The 13,987-nt window shown below is 73.9% G+C and carries 10 protein-coding genes; 5 read left to right on the forward strand and 5 right to left on the reverse strand.

Annotated features, from left to right (window positions below; translation table 11 throughout):
* Nucleotides 1–58 precede the first annotated feature (58 nt).
* The 3 genes from ACFZBU_RS04770 to ACFZBU_RS04780 all read left to right on the forward strand — a co-directional run bounded on the left by ACFZBU_RS04770 (nt 59) and on the right by ACFZBU_RS04780 (nt 7,203).
* Nucleotides 59–1,606, forward strand: a complete 1,548-nt coding sequence (locus ACFZBU_RS04770; protein WP_391582034.1) for a hypothetical protein — start codon at nt 59–61, stop codon at nt 1,604–1,606.
* On the forward strand, nt 1,603–2,454 hold the full coding sequence (locus ACFZBU_RS04775) for a hypothetical protein (RefSeq protein ID WP_391582035.1): 852 nt from the start codon (nt 1,603–1,605) through the stop codon (nt 2,452–2,454). The genes ACFZBU_RS04770 and ACFZBU_RS04775 overlap by 4 nt, the downstream gene beginning before the upstream one ends.
* A 198-nt stretch (nt 2,455–2,652) precedes the next feature.
* Complete coding sequence (locus ACFZBU_RS04780; protein ID WP_391582036.1) at nt 2,653–7,203, forward strand: hypothetical protein; 4,551 nt, start codon at nt 2,653–2,655, stop codon at nt 7,201–7,203.
* 187 nt (nt 7,204–7,390) lie between these two features.
* On the opposite strand, the gene ACFZBU_RS04785 is transcribed toward ACFZBU_RS04780, so the two are convergent.
* Entirely contained in the window at nt 7,391–7,960 is a 570-nt protein-coding gene (locus ACFZBU_RS04785; protein WP_391582037.1) for a nuclear transport factor 2 family protein, read from the reverse strand.
* Nucleotides 7,961–8,058: 98 nt separating this feature from the next.
* On the opposite strand from ACFZBU_RS04785, the gene ACFZBU_RS04790 reads away from it, so the two are divergent.
* A complete protein-coding gene (locus tag ACFZBU_RS04790) occupies nt 8,059–9,186 on the forward strand; it encodes a serpin family protein (RefSeq protein WP_391582038.1) in 1,128 nt (375 codons plus the stop codon).
* Nucleotides 9,187–9,395: 209 nt separating this feature from the next.
* On the opposite strand, the gene ACFZBU_RS04795 is transcribed toward ACFZBU_RS04790, so the two are convergent.
* Nucleotides 9,396–10,199, reverse strand: coding sequence for a sugar phosphate isomerase/epimerase family protein (locus tag ACFZBU_RS04795; RefSeq protein WP_391582039.1), 804 nt, complete (start codon nt 10,197–10,199; stop codon nt 9,396–9,398).
* A gap of 76 nt (nt 10,200–10,275) precedes the next feature.
* On the opposite strand from ACFZBU_RS04795, the gene ACFZBU_RS04800 reads away from it, so the two are divergent.
* Nucleotides 10,276–11,250 (forward strand): LLM class F420-dependent oxidoreductase, encoded by a 975-nt coding sequence (locus ACFZBU_RS04800; RefSeq protein ID WP_391582040.1) that lies wholly within the window; start codon nt 10,276–10,278, stop codon nt 11,248–11,250.
* Between the two features lie 22 nt (nt 11,251–11,272).
* Here ACFZBU_RS04800 and ACFZBU_RS04805 read toward each other — a convergent pair whose 3' ends face one another.
* From ACFZBU_RS04805 to ACFZBU_RS04815, 3 genes are all read right to left on the reverse strand, one after another.
* The gene (locus tag ACFZBU_RS04805; RefSeq protein ID WP_391582041.1) at nt 11,273–12,139 is read right to left on the reverse strand and encodes an amidohydrolase family protein; all 867 of its coding nucleotides are present in this window, start codon (nt 12,137–12,139) and stop codon (nt 11,273–11,275) included.
* A gap of 107 nt (nt 12,140–12,246) precedes the next feature.
* Nucleotides 12,247–13,440 (reverse strand): lipid-transfer protein, encoded by a 1,194-nt coding sequence (locus ACFZBU_RS04810; protein ID WP_391582042.1) that lies wholly within the window; start codon nt 13,438–13,440, stop codon nt 12,247–12,249.
* Complete coding sequence (locus ACFZBU_RS04815; RefSeq protein ID WP_391582043.1) at nt 13,437–13,883, reverse strand: Zn-ribbon domain-containing OB-fold protein; 447 nt, start codon at nt 13,881–13,883, stop codon at nt 13,437–13,439. Before ACFZBU_RS04815 ends, ACFZBU_RS04810 begins: the two co-directional genes overlap by 4 nt.
* Nucleotides 13,884–13,987 lie beyond the last annotated feature (104 nt).

Genomic DNA, 13,987 nt, shown 5'->3' on the forward strand with positions numbered 1-13,987 from the left:
TTCCTCGCCGCCGGGCGGGCGCCGAACCTGTCGGCCGAACGTCCTAGGCTCTACTCCCATGACCGTTCCCGCCCGAGCCGGCCTGCCCGGGGAAGTGCCGCCGACTCCCGGCCCGGCGCTGCCCCCGGGCGCGGCACACCCGCGCTCCGGGGTGACCGAGGAGGGGCTCGCCCGCCGCCTCAAGGCCCTCGCCTGTACCGCGCCGCTGCACGACCTGGAGGCGCGCAAGGCGAACCTGGCGGGCGAGTACACCGTCTATGCGATGGCCGAACTCGGTCTGGCCGCGATCGACCTGGTCACCATCACGATGGACTTCGACACCGGAGCCGACCACGACGAGATCGTGTCCCGGCTCCGCCCCCGGGTGGCCGCGCAGGCCCCCGGGCGCGACCCCGCCGAGTACGAACGGGTCGCGCGCTGGGTGCTGGAGAACCTGATCAACGTCGGCAGCGTGGACCGCGGCTTTCGCGCGGTCTACGGGATGTGGACCCGCGAGGGTGAATACATCCGGCGCGACTACGACTTCAAGCTGCTCGAAGAGGTCCCGGGACCGGACGGGCACATCTTCCTGCGCGCCACCGACGAGGCGATCAACGTCCTGGTCGGCGCGCTGGACACCGATGTCACCAGCGCCCAGATCGCCGCCGACGTCAAGCTCGAACACCTGATCCGGCGCGGCAGACTGGCCGAGGCCAGGTTCGCCGCCGAACAGGCCCGCTACCGCACCGTGCAGTACGCCGAATCGCTGCGCCGCGCCCTCGACGCGACCCGGCGCAACGTGCGCGCGGTGGACTGGCTGCGGTCCGTGCCGGACCTGATCGACGAGGCGTTCGAACACGTCGCCGACCGCTACCGGCACGAGAACGCGATCCTGATCAACATCCGGCGGGCCCGGGACGAGGCCGAGGAGAGCGAGCGCAAACGCGGCGCGGCCGAACTGGTCGACATCGTGCAGGACTGCATCCGCCGGCACACCCAGTTGCAGACCCGGTTGATGGAGGCCGGGCCGCTGTTCCGGGCCGAGCAGGACCGGCAGGCGTTCGCCGCGCCGAGCACCCGCACCGGGCTCGACCTGTACGGGCAACTGCTGCGCCCGCTCCTGGAGTTGCCGGTCGGCGACGCCCGCCGGGTGACCGACCGGTTCTTCGCCGCGGGTATCGGCCTGCGCACGCCGGTCGCGGTGCGGCTGCACGACCTGACGGAGATGTTGCTCACCCCGCCCGCGCCACGCGACCACCTCGGCGCCGAACTGCCCGAGCCGGACGTGTCGCTCACCCCCGACGACAGCCGCTACACCGAGAGCCAGCACGATGCGGCCGCGCTGCTCCTGGACATCCCACCGGAGACCCCGCGCCGGCTCTCCGGGCTGCTCGCCGAGGCCCGCGAGGCGGATCCCGACCTCGGCTACCTGGTGGCGCTGCTCGCCTTCCACGCGGCCTCCCCGCCGGTGGGCACCGCGCTGCGACAGGGCGACCGCACCCTCCTGGTGGCCGTGGACGACGGCACCGAACTCGACGACCACGAGGTCGGCGGCGCCGACCTGATCATCGGCACGGCGGTCCTGACCGGCGCGCGACCCGAGCCGGAAGGGCCCACCCCCGGATGAACCACGACACGGTCACCGAAGCCGCACCGATCACCTCGGCCGACGTGGGCGACGCCGCGCGGCTGGTCGCCTACGGCCTCCAGCCCAAGCTGCTGCCCGCCCGCGACGCCGAGTACGCCGACCTGATCCGCAGACACCGCGAGGACCCGCGCTTCGCCGCGCTGGCTGCGGCGGTCGCGGCCGGCCTGGGGCTGGTGGTCCTGGAGGTGTCGCCGCGCGCCGGGATGGCGGTGACTGCCGGCGAGGACTCGGTGTTCGCGGTCCGGATGGGCGACTACGCGCGCCGGGCCGGCACCGAGTCGGCCGACCGGTTCCTGCACGGCCTCGCCCACCTCGCGGTCGCCGCGATGGCCTTCCCACGCCCCGAGGACCTCGCGGACGACGCCTATGTGGGCCGGCTCAGCGTGCACGGCGTGGACGCCTTCGTCCGCCAGGCCTGCCTGCGCCTGGAGGAACGCGCCGAGCAGCGCGGCGAGATCAGCGACCCCGAGGTGGACGGGCCCGGCCTGGAGGCGGCCTGGCGGGTGTACGCCCGACGCAGCGCCACCGGCGCGACCAAGGACGCCCGCAGGCTGGCCGCGTCCACCATCGGGATCGTGGCCAAGGCGGTCGCGTTCCTGGTCGACTCGGGCTTCCTGCAGCGGGTCTCCGACGACGCGGGCGGCACCTACCGCACCACCGCCCGCTATCAGCTCCAGGTGCGCGACACGGCCGGTTCGGCGGCCATGTCCGAGCTGTTGGAGCTGGGCGTGGTGGCGGTCACCGACGGCAGCCCGAGTCTGCTGGCCGCCGCGACCGACGGCGGCGAGTTGGCGCCCGGCGCCGGATTGCCCTTCCACGGGGTCTGACCCGGTCCGGGGTCCGACTCGCGCCTGGGGCCTCCTTCGGGCCCGACCCGCTTGGTCCCGGCCTGTGCGCGGGGCCGAGCCGGGAGGCGGGTGCCGCTCCACCCGCCGAGTGCTGCTTCGCCGGAGATCGTCCGCCGGATGATCGTCCGCTGTGTGATGGTTTTGTCCTGTGCTTCGACCAGAGAGATTTGACCGCCGATGTACGAGCTGTCCCGGGTCCGGCTGTTTTCCATCGGGCCCGCCGGTGCGCGTTACGCCGACACCGTGCTCGACCTGCGCGGCGTCGGTGCGCCCGTGCCCGACCCGGCGCCCAGGCAGGCGCAGCTGTTCGAGGGCGAGCCGGTCGGGCCGCCGCGCCGACCCGCGCCGGCGGGTGTGCTGTTCCTGGAGAACGGCGGCGGCAAGTCGGTCCTGCTCAAGCTGATCTTCTCGGTGATGCTGCCCGGACACCGCAACACGCTCGGCGGCGCCAGCTCCGGCGTGCTGCGCAAGTTCCTGCTCGCCGACGACTGCGGGCACGTCGCGCTGGAATGGCAACACGTGCTCACCGGCGAGACGGTCGTGGTCGGCAAGGTCAGCGAGTGGCGCGGGCGCCAGGTCTCCTCCGACCCGCGCAGGTTCGCCGAGAGCTGGTACTCCTTCCGACCCGGCCCCGGGCTCACCCTGGAGGGGCTGCCGGTCCAGGTCGGCGGGCGGCGGCGCACCATGCGCGGCTTCCGCGACGCGATGACCGAACTGCACAAGGTCTACCCGGACGTGGACGTGGTGTGGGAGGAGATCCACGACCGCTGGATCGAGCACCTGAACGCACTCGGCCTGGACCCGGAACTGTTCCGCTACCAGCGCGAGATGAACGCCGACGAGGGCGAGGCGGCGGGCCTGTTCGCGGTCAAGAACGACGCGGATTTCGTCGACCTGCTGCTGCGCGCGGTCTCCGATCCGGCGGACACCGACGGGCTGGCCGACCTGGTCGACGGGTTCGCGGTCAAGCTCGCCCAGCGGGCCGAACTGACCGCCGAGCGGGACTTCGTCGAGGGCGCGGTCGAATTGCTGGACGCGGTGGGCGAGGCGGCCGGTCGGCGCACCAGGGTGCGGGCGGCGCACCGCGGCGCCGAGGACACCGCGCGCGGGCTGGGCCGCGAACTGGGCGCCCGGGCCGAGCGCGAGCGCGAACGGGCCGCCGAACTGGCCCGCCGGGTGGCCGAATCCAGTGCCGCGGTGGACGCCGCCGAGCAGGCCCGGGCGCATGCCGCGCTGGTCACCGCCGAGATCACCCACCGGCACGCCGGGATGCGGCTGACCGCCGCGGAGAAGGACGCCGCGCGGCTCAAGCGCGAACTGGGCGATGCCCGCGGGCTGCACTCGGCCTGGTTGGCCACCGAGGCGGTGCTGCGCCACCGGGCGGCGGTGGATCGCTCGGAGCGGGTGGACGTGGCGATCCGAGCGGCCGAGCGGGATGCCGCGCCCGCGCTGGCCGCCCGCCAGGAGGCCGCCGGCGCGCTGGTGCGCGCGCTGCACGCGGCCGCCGCCGGGGCCGAGGGCCGGGCGGACACCGAGGAACGCCGGGCCGCCGAGCTCCAGGAGCGCGGCGAGCGGGCCCAGCGGGCCGCGACCACCGCGGCCACCGAGGCACAGCGCACCCGCAGCGAGGCCGCGCACCTGCGCGGCCGGCTCGCCGAGGTGGGCGCCGAACTCGACCTGGCGGTCCAGGCGGGCTGGATCGAGGACGACGGCGATCCGGCCGAATCCGCCGCCCGCGCCGCGGACGAGGAGAAGGCCGCCTCCGCCGCGTGGGCCGAGGCCCGGGCGAGCGCCGAACAGCTCGCCGCCGGCGTGCGCGAGGCCGAGTCGGCGCGCGGGCGGGCCGAGTTGGCCGCGGCCCGGGCGGCGGACCGCCTCGGCGTGGCCGAGGCCGACCTGGCCGCCGTGCACGCGAACGCGGCGGCCCTCGCGGCCGATCCGCGCGTGCGCGAACTGCTCGGTCCCGATGCCGAGGAGGCGGTCGGCGAGCAGGCCGCACGGGCCTTCGACCGGGCCGCCGACGTGCTGCGCGAACTGCTCGCCGAGGCGGTCACCGACGGCGAGCGCACGCTGTTCCAACTGCGCACCGGCGCCGCGGACGACTCGCGGATCCTGGGGGCGCTCGGCGACGGCGGTCTGCTGCCCGCCGGACCGGACGTGCTGGCCGCGGTCGAACTCCTGGGCGAGCACGGCATTCCGGCCCTGCCGGGGTGGCGCTACCTGGCCCAGTCGGTGCCCGCCGAGCGGCACTCCGCGGTGCTCGCGGCCCGCCCCGAACTGGTCGACGGCGTGATCGTGACCATGCACAACGCGATGGACCGCGCCCGGGACGTGCTCGCCGAGGCGGCGCTGCTGCCGCGCTCGGCGGTCGCGGTGGGCACGCCGCAGGCGCTGCTCGAACCCGGCCGGGACCGCCCGGACACGTTCCTGGTGCCGCCGAACCCGGCGATGCACGACGAACGCGCCGCGGACACCGAGCGGGACGCGCTGCGCCGTCGGGCGGCCGAGCGGCAGGAGGCGATCCGGGTGCGGGCCGCGCGCCTGGAGGGCGACCGGGCGCTGGCCGGGCGGCTGGCGACCTGGCGGGCCGCGTGCCCGGCGGGCCGGCTCGACGCGCTGTTCGAGGCGGTCACCGACGCGCAGCTGGAACTGGCCGCCGCACAGGCCGCGGGAGAGGCCGCGGAGATCGCCGCGGTGAGCGCCGAGCAGGCCCGGGCGCAGGCCGTGGACCGGCGGGATCGGCGGATGGACGCCGCGCAGACCGCCCGCCGTCGGGCGGACGCGCTGGCCGGGCTGGCCTTCCGGCTGCGCGAACGGGCCGGGTGGGCGCGCCGGATCCGCGAGTTGGAACAGGAGACCGGCGAACACGAGGCGGGCGTCGAGGCGGACCGTACGCTGGCCCGGACCGCGGACGAGGACCGCCGGCAGGCGCAGCGCTCCGCCGACGATGCCCGGCGCACCGCTCGTGCGCTGCGCGAGGAGCGGGCCGAGATCACCGGTGCGCTGGAGGAGCAGGTCGCCGATGCGCCGGCCGACGAGGCCGCCGCGCGTGCGTCGTTGCCCTCGTTGCGCGAGGCGTACCGCACGGCCCGTGCGCTCTACGAGAAGGTCGGCGTGGGTGCGGACCTGCGTGCCGAGCAGGCCCGTGCGGAGAGCGAGGAGTCCGCCGCGCAGAGCACGTTGGACCGGCTCAGCGCGAAGGTGCGCCGACAGGCGGCCGAGCTGCTGGACGGATTCGACGGCTCCGACGGTCCGTCCCGGTTGGCCGCGGCAGCTCGCGCCGAGGACCACGTCCGCACCCTGGAGGGTCGGGCCGACGCGGCCAGCGAACTGCTGGGCCGACTGCGCGGCGAGGTCGAGCGGCACGCGCCGGCCGAGGGCCGCGAACACCACCTGGACCTGCCCGAGGAGCGGCGGCCCCGGGACGGCGCGCACGCGCTGGAATTGTTGCGCGCCGCCGGCGCCGAACACGCCGCCTGCAGCGAGGCGCTGACCGCGGCCCGCGAGACGCACGGCCGGCTGGCCCGCGAGCACACCGACGCCGACCACGCGGCGGGCGCCTTCGGCGAGGTGGCGGCCTCGCTCACGGACACGCTGCCGGCCGTGCCGGTGGATCCCGAGCAGCCGCCCGCCACGCCGTTCGCGGGCCCGGTGGCGGACGCGCGGGACGCGGCGACCACGTGTCGGCGTGCGCTGCGGGCCGCCGCGGCGGACCTGTCCGCCGCCGAGGCGCAGGTCCGGGAGCGGACCGAGACGCTCGTGCGGCACGCGGGCGCGGCCCGGTTCGAGCAGGTCCGGATGCCCGCCCGGCAGCAGATCCGGGAACTGCCGCCGGCCGCGCTGGCCGAGCACGCGCCCGCCTGGTCGGCCGCGTTCGCGCCGCGGCTGCGGGTGCTCACCGACGAGCTGCGCCAGATCGAGCGCAACCGGGACAGCATCGTGGACCGGATGCGCGGCATGGTCGAGGCCGCCCTGACCACGCTGCGTGCGGCGCAGCGGTTGTCCCGACTGCCGGAGGAACTCGGCGAGTGGTCCGGCCAGGAGTTCCTGCGGATCCGGTTCGACGAACCGGATGCGGCGGGCCTGGTGGAGGCGCTGGGCGAGGTGGTCGACGAGGCGACCCGCACGATCAAGCGCGGTCGCGACGGCACGGTCGGCGGCGTGCGGCGGGACGGGATGACGCTGCTCCTGCGCGGGGTGCATGCGGCGCTGCGTCCGCGCGGGGTGCAGGTGGAGATCCTCAAGCCGGACTCGGTGTTGCGCGCCGAGCGGGTGCCGGTGGGGCAGATGGGCGACGTGTTCTCCGGCGGGCAGTTGCTCACCGCGGCCATCGCGCTGTACTGCACGATGGCGGCGCTGCGCAGCAACGATCGGGGTCGGGCCCGGCATCGGCACGCCGGGACGTTGTTCCTGGACAACCCGATCGGGCGGGCCAACGCGTCCTATCTGCTGGAGCTGCAACGCGCGGTCGCGGACGCGCTCGGGGTGCAACTGGTGTACACGACGGGGCTGTTCGATACCACGGCGCTGGCCGAGTTCCCGCTGGTGGTGCGGCTGCGCAACGACGCGGACCTGCGCGCCGGGCTCAAGTACATCTCGGTCGAGGAGCACCTGCGGCCCGGATTGCCGGTGCCGCAGGAGCCGGACGAGCCGCAGATCGTCGGCGAGATCCACGCGACGCGGGTCTTTCGCCGGCCGACCGAGACCGCGGCGGAGCCGATCGGCTAGGCCGTGTCCGGTGGATCCTGGTGGATGAGGTCGCGTCGTCCGGTGCCGTGGCTCGGCGTGCCGGAGAAGCAGCCGCACAGTGGTTCCATGCGGCTGTTTCTCCGGTGCGGCGAGACGAGCGCAGCGAGGAGCCCGCGAAGGGCGGATGCCAGGCGGCGCGGCCCCACCAGGATCCGCCGGACACGGCCTAGGGCCGGGGCCGGTCGAGCGGGTCGGGCGAGCCGGGCGGGTCGGTGGGGAAGGGCGCGTAGACCGCGTCCGTGCGGTCCCGTCGGCCCGTGCGCATGCCCTCGGGCACCGGCCACTGCCCGGCCGCGTCGTCGACCCGGACCCACTCGGTGGTGGCCACCCGGCGGGCGATTCGCCACACGCCGTCGCGTCGGGCGAAGTCGTCGATGTAGCGAAAGCCGGTGATCAGGTTGCCGCGCGGGGCCGGGTCGGCGCTGCGGTGGAAGGCCATTCCGTACGTCTCCGAACGGGCGAGATCGGGCGTGTCGTCGCGGAATTCCACCAGGTGGTTGCCGACGAGATGCATGGTCGAGGTGTACCGGGGGAGCAATCGCCCGATCCACGCGAGGTATTCGTCCACCGTCCCGGTGAAGCTGCCGTGCTCGTCGGTGGCATCGGGGTGGTAGCACGCGCGGACGGCGTCGAGATCCATCCGGTCGATCCCCCGGCAGTACCGCAGGACGACGTCGTGGATGGCCTGACGGTCGATCAGCCTGCGCAGCTCCAGGTCCCCGCCGAATTCGTTCATGACCCACGACACTACGGTCGGGAGGCATACATCCCCTCGGCCGGGGGACACCGAACAACTCCGGGCAGCGACGACGCGGCGACGACGAAGGTGATCAGATGGAACCGGCTTTGCGCGAACACGCAGGCACCGTAAGGGAACTGGCTTCGCGCTGGCTCGACTCGATGCTGAGCGACCCCGGGGTGCGGGCGGCCGGCGGCGACGTGGTGTGTTCGCCGACCGGTCTGTGGCTCGCGCTCGCGGCGGCGGCCACCGGAGCGGAGGGCGACACCGCGGAGGAGCTCGCCGATCTGGTCGGCCTCGCGTGGCGCGAGTCGGCGCCGGTGGTGACCGCGGTGGCGCGCGATCTGGCCGGCACCGAGGCGCTTGCGGTGGCGACCGGGGTGTGGAGCGTGTCGCCGCTGCGCGAGGCCTTCCGGGCGGCGCTGCCGGACATCGGGTTCGGCGCGTTGCGGGCGCAGGACGAGCTGGACGCATGGGTCGCGCGCGCCACCGACGGGCTGATCGCGGGCATACCCGTCGAGTCGGGCGCGGCGACCCGGATGGTCCTGGTCAACGCGCTCGCGCTGCGGGCCCGCTGGCGCGAGGAGTTCGACCCGGCCAGGACGCACGACCTGCGGTTCCACGCCGCCGACGGCACGCACACCCGGGTGCCGATGATGCGGCGCGAGGTGCCGGCCGCGGACGTGTGGGCGATCTCCGGTCGGGACGGCGAGGTCACCGTGGTCGAATTGGTGTGCGCGGGGGAGCAGCCCGCCCGGGTGCGGTTCGCGCTCGGCCCGGAGCATGCGCCGCCGGCGTCGGTGATCACCGCCGCGTGGGCGCCGCGCGACACGGGAAAGGCGTACGAGGGCGAGGACGTCGAGCTGCGGCTGCCGCGCTTCGAGCTGCGCACCCGGATGGACGTGGTGCCGCACCTGATCGATCTGGGGCTGGAGACCGCGTTGACCGACGACGCGGACTTCGGAGGGATGACGGACGAGCCGGTGCGGATCGACCAGGTGCTCCAGGAATCGCTGCTGCGGATCGCCGAGGAGGGCGTCGAGGCCACCGCGGTGACCACGATCACGCTGGACTGGATGAGCAACGAGCCGGAGCCGGTCCGGCGGCAGGTGGCCTTCGACCGGCCGTTCGCGTGCGTGGTGATGGACGCGTCCGGCTACGTGCCGCTGTTCGCGGCGTTCCAGGCCACGGCGCCGCGGGACGCGCCCGATCAGGGGTTGTGAGGCCGACCGGGCGCGCTGTACGCGGTCGACACCGTGTTCGGGGTGCCCGGTCACGGTCGCCGGCCTGCTCCGCGAGGGCCGCCGGCTGACGGGTGTCGGCCGTGATCCTCCCCGCCGCGGGGGCATCGGCAGCGTGCCGGGGTCCGCCCACCCGGCGAGCCGGCGGCCGCGACCGAGTCGTGCACCGCCGACGGGCAACCGGACCGGAGTCAGGCCCGGAATCGTCCCGCCGCCGCCCGTGCGGCGCACGCGTATTCCGCCGCACCGAGCGCGACCAGCCTCGGATTGATCACCTCGACGCTGACCAGCCCGTCGTATCCCTTGGCGGCCAACGCGTCCCGAAAGGCCCCCAACTCGAACACCCCGTCGCCCGGCAGGACCCGTCGCGACATGCACTCGGTGTAGAAGTCCGCGCCTGCCGGCAGCAGTTCCGGGTGGTCGTCGATCTGCACGTAGGCGATCTCGGCGACCGGCAGCTCGGCCAGTGTGGCCCACGTGTCCGGGCCCTGGAAGAAGTGCCACGCGTCGACCAGGACACCGGAGTTCGCCGTCCCCGCGTGCGCCACCAGGGCGCGGGCGTCGGCGATCGTCGAGACCGGGGTGAACGGGAGGAACTCGACCGCCGCGCGCGCCCCGGCCTGCGCGATGATCTCGGCGCAGCGGGCGAACAGGTCCGCGCAGCGCGCGTCGGGCGCGAGCATGACCATCCCGAGCGCGAAGTCGGCGCCGAAGGCCGCACACGCCTCGGCCACCTGCCGCGCCCCGGCCAGCGCGGCGGTCTCGTCCGCGTCCACCACGAAGCCCAGCATCTCCGGACAGCGCAGCCCGGCCGCCGCGACCTCGGCGGCGAGGTCGGCGAGCGGTCGGCCGTAGCCGAGCACGGAGAACACGTCGAGCCCGACCGCCGTGAAACCGGCGTCGCGCACCGCCGCCAACAGCTCGGACAGGGGCGGGGGTTCCTCGACGCCGGCGAACGGGGAGAAGGCGAACGTGTTCAGGCACAGGGTCGACATGGTGCCTGACGGTACATCGGGTATCCGGTCGATTGTGGTAGTCCTGATGGACCATCAGGACCACGGAGGAGCACGCATGAGCCAGGCCGGTCATGGCATCACCGTCCCGCTGAACGCGCCGCTCGCCGACCATCCGCGGTTGATTCGCGAACTGCGCGCGGCCGGCTACACGGATGTCTGGTCGGCCGAGGTGGACGGCCTGGACGGCTTCACCCCGCTCACCGTGGCCGGCCTGGCCGACCCGGACGTGCGCCTGGGCACCGCGATCGTCTCGCCGTACACGCGCGGCCCGGCGACGCTGGCGATGACGGCCGCGGCGCTTGCCGAGGTGGCGCCGGGACGGTTCCGGCTGGGTATCGGCGCGGGGTCCGCGCCGATCGTCGAGGCGTGGAACGGGGCGAGCTTCGACCGGCCGTACCAGCGGGTGCGCGACACCGTGCGGTTCCTGCGCGCGGCCTTCGCAGGGGGCAAGGTGACCGAGGACTACGAGACCTTCTCGGTGCGCGGCTTCCGGTTGTCCCGGCCACCGCAGAGCCCACCGCCGATCCTGGTCGCCGCGCTGCGCCCGGGCATGCTGCGTCTGGCCGGGCGGGAGGGGGACGGCGCGATCCTGAACTGGCTCTCCGCCGAGGACGTGAAGCGAGTGGTGCCGTACGTGCACGAGGGCGGGCCGGACAAGGAGATCGTCGCGCGGATCTTCGTGGTGCCGATCGAGGATCGGGACACCGCGCGGGCGATCGGCCGGCGGATGATCACGAGCTACCTGACCGTGCCGGTGTACGCCGATTTCCACCGCTGGCTGGGCCGCGCCGAGGAGTTGGCGCCGATGTGGGCGGCCTGGGCCGAGGGCGACCGCAAGCGCGCCCTGGAACTGGTCCCGGACGCGGTCGTGGACGACCTGATCGTGCACGGCGGCCCCGACCGTTGCCGGGCCGGGATCGCCCGCTACGTCGAGGCGGGCGTCACGGTGCCGGTGCTGGCGGTCGTCGACCCGCGCCCGGACGCCGGGCCGATCGAGGCCGCGCTCGCGCTCGCGCCCGGCACCGACTGAGCCCGAGCCCGGCGCCGGGCGATCACAACCCCAGGACCCGCAACGCGTTGGTGCGCAGGAACCTCGGCCACACCTCGTCCTTGAAGCCGACCCCGGGCAACTCGGCGAAGATGCGATCCAGCGTCAGGCCGTACGGGAAGTAGCCCGCGTAGAGGATCTTGTCGGCCCCGCGCGTGTTCGCGTAGTCGACGATCGCGCGCGGGTAGTGCTTGGGGGCGAAGGCCGACGAGGACCAGTGCAGCCCGGGCCACTTGAGCATCAGCTTGACCGCGAGGTCGCACCACGGCTCGCCGCCGTGCCGCATCACCACCGTGAGCTCGGGGAAGTCGTAGCAGACCCGGTCGAAGCGCATCACCTCCTGCGCGGCGGCCGGCACCCGGGGCCCGGGGATGCCCGCGTTCACGAACACCGGCAGACCCAGCTCGACACAGGTCGCGTAGAGCGGGTAGGCCAATCGGTCGTCGATCGGCACCGGAGGTGTGCACCCGCACGGGAAGAAGGTCGCGGCCACCACACCCGCCTCCTCCCGCGCCCGGCGCAGACCGCGCACGCCCGCCATCACGTCGGTGGGGTCGACCTGGAAGCTGCCGAGCAGCCGATCCGGGTATCGGCGTACCGCCGCCGACGTGTCCTCGTCCTCGAACGAGACCGGGATCAGCGCCTTCTCCACGCCGAAGCGGTCCATTTCGCGCAGCAGGTCCTCGGCCGAGGAGTCGGTGCGCTCCATCTCGGGCAGGTCCTTGAACATGTACCCGGCCGGATGGGTCATCCCCGTCCGGCTGTCCTCGTCCCGCAGCGTGCCCGCCATCGCGGTCGCCCACCAGCGCCGATCGCGGTTCGGCAGGCCCATCAGCAGGTCGACCACGCCGATGCCGTCCGGAAATGCCATCCGACCCTCCGTTGGAACGGAAACGATCCCGGAGCCGGCGCCGAGTCCTCGGCTCTGCCGAGAACCCGGTCGGCCCCGAGACCGTTTCGATGATCTTCGAGCCGGACCTAACGGGTGACGATGATCGACGAACCGTGTCCGAACAGGCCCTGGTTCGCGGTGATGCCCACCGTCGCGCCGGGCACCTGGCGCCCGCCCGCCTCGCCGCGCAGCTGCCAGGTGAGTTCGCAGACCTGGGCGATCGCCTGCGCCGGCACCGCCTCGCCGAACGAGCCCAGGCCGCCGGAGGCGTTCACCGGGATCCGCCCGGTGATCTCGGTCGCGCCGTCGCGCAGCAGCTTCTCCGCCTCGCCGCGCGCGCAGATGCCCAGGTCCTCGATCCAGTCCAGCTCCAGCGCGGTGGACAGGTCGTAGACCTCGGCCAGGCTCAGGTCCTCCGGGCCGATGCCGGCCTCCTGGTAGGCCGCGTGCGCCAGCGACGCGCGGAAGGACAACTCGTTCGGGGCCACCGCCACCGAGGAGTCGGTGGCGATGTCGGGCAGCTCGATCAGGGCGCTCGGGAAGGTCGGGGTGACCGTGGAGACCGCCGAGATCCGCACCGGGGAGGTGGTGTGCCGGGCGGCGAACTCCTTGCTGCACAACACGACCGCCGCCGCGCCGTCGGAGGTGGCGCAGATGTCCATCAGCCGCAGCGGGTCGCACACGATCGGCGAGGCCGCGACGTCCTCCATGGTGAACGCCTTGCGGTAGCGCGCGTTCGGGTTGGCCAGCCCGTTGCGCGCGTTCTTGACCTTGACCCGGGCGAAGTCCTCGACCGAGGCTCCGTAGAGGTCGATCCGGCGCCGCGCGTACATCCCGAAGTAGGCCGGGTTGGTCGCGCCGAGCACGTGGAAACGCACCCAGTCCGGGTCGTCGGGGCGGTCGCCGCCGACCGGGGCGAAGAAGCCCTTGGGGGCCGCGTCCGCGCCGACCACGAGCGCGACGTCGCACAGGCCCGCGAGGATCTGCGCGCGGGCGCTCGCGATCGCGTGCGAGCCGGACGCGCAGGCGGCGTAGGAGCTGGAGATGCGCGCGCCGGTCCAGCCGAGCGCCTGGGCGAAGGTGGCGCCCGCGACGAAGCCGGGGTAGCCGTTGCGGATGGTGTCGGCGCCGGCCACGAACTGGATGTCCTGCCAGGCCAGCCCGGCGTCCTTCAGCGCGTCCTGCGCGGCCTTGACGCCGTACTCGACGAAGTTGCGGCCCCACTTGCCCCACGGGTGCATACCCGCACCCAGGACGACGATCTCGCGGTCGGTGCTCATGCCTTGACCTCCACGGGCCGCACGTTCCACGTGGTGTAGACGTGCTCGTCGTTCTCGTACAGCACGCCGGGCACGATCTCGACCTCGACCCCGACCTTCAGGTCGTCCACGCCGACCCCGGGCGCGCCCTGGCCGAGCACGATCAGGCCCTCGGCCTCCAGGCGCACCGCGATGATGGTGAACGGTTGCCACTCGGTGTCCGGGTCGGACACGAACGGGGCCGGCGGGCGGTAGCCGGCGTTCGTGTAGGACCAGACCGTGCCGCGCCGGGACAGCGGCACCTCGGCGAACTCGGTGCCGGCGCACGCCGGATTGCTGCAGAACGTCTCCTGGCGCGGGAAGAACACGGTCCCACAGGCGGTACACCGGGTGCCGAGGAGGGAGAAGTCCTCCCCGGACGTGGTGAACCAACCGGGGACCACAGGCTTGTGGTCCTTCGTCACGGGGCCCTCCAACTCGTCTGGCCGTGTCGTCCGATGTGTGTACGGACCACAGTCTGACGGATCGTCAGTTCCGTGCGCCAACCCGACCGGGGTATTTACGGTCA

The organism is Embleya sp. NPDC008237, from assembly GCF_042956465.1.
Classification (GTDB): domain Bacteria; phylum Actinomycetota; class Actinomycetes; order Streptomycetales; family Streptomycetaceae; genus Embleya.

Coding starts and splice junctions, on each gene's coding strand:
- ACFZBU_RS04770 (WP_391582034.1), top strand. CDS start 59: ATGACCGTTCCCGCCCGAGCCGGCCTGCCCGGGGAAGTGCCGCCGACT.
- ACFZBU_RS04775 (WP_391582035.1), top strand. CDS start 1,603: ATGAACCACGACACGGTCACCGAAGCCGCACCGATCACCTCGGCCGAC.
- ACFZBU_RS04780 (WP_391582036.1), top strand. CDS start 2,653: ATGTACGAGCTGTCCCGGGTCCGGCTGTTTTCCATCGGGCCCGCCGGT.
- ACFZBU_RS04785 (WP_391582037.1), bottom strand. CDS start 7,960: ATGAACGAATTCGGCGGGGACCTGGAGCTGCGCAGGCTGATCGACCGT.
- ACFZBU_RS04790 (WP_391582038.1), top strand. CDS start 8,059: ATGGAACCGGCTTTGCGCGAACACGCAGGCACCGTAAGGGAACTGGCT.
- ACFZBU_RS04795 (WP_391582039.1), bottom strand. CDS start 10,199: ATGTCGACCCTGTGCCTGAACACGTTCGCCTTCTCCCCGTTCGCCGGC.
- ACFZBU_RS04800 (WP_391582040.1), top strand. CDS start 10,276: ATGAGCCAGGCCGGTCATGGCATCACCGTCCCGCTGAACGCGCCGCTC.
- ACFZBU_RS04805 (WP_391582041.1), bottom strand. CDS start 12,139: ATGGCATTTCCGGACGGCATCGGCGTGGTCGACCTGCTGATGGGCCTG.
- ACFZBU_RS04810 (WP_391582042.1), bottom strand. CDS start 13,440: ATGAGCACCGACCGCGAGATCGTCGTCCTGGGTGCGGGTATGCACCCG.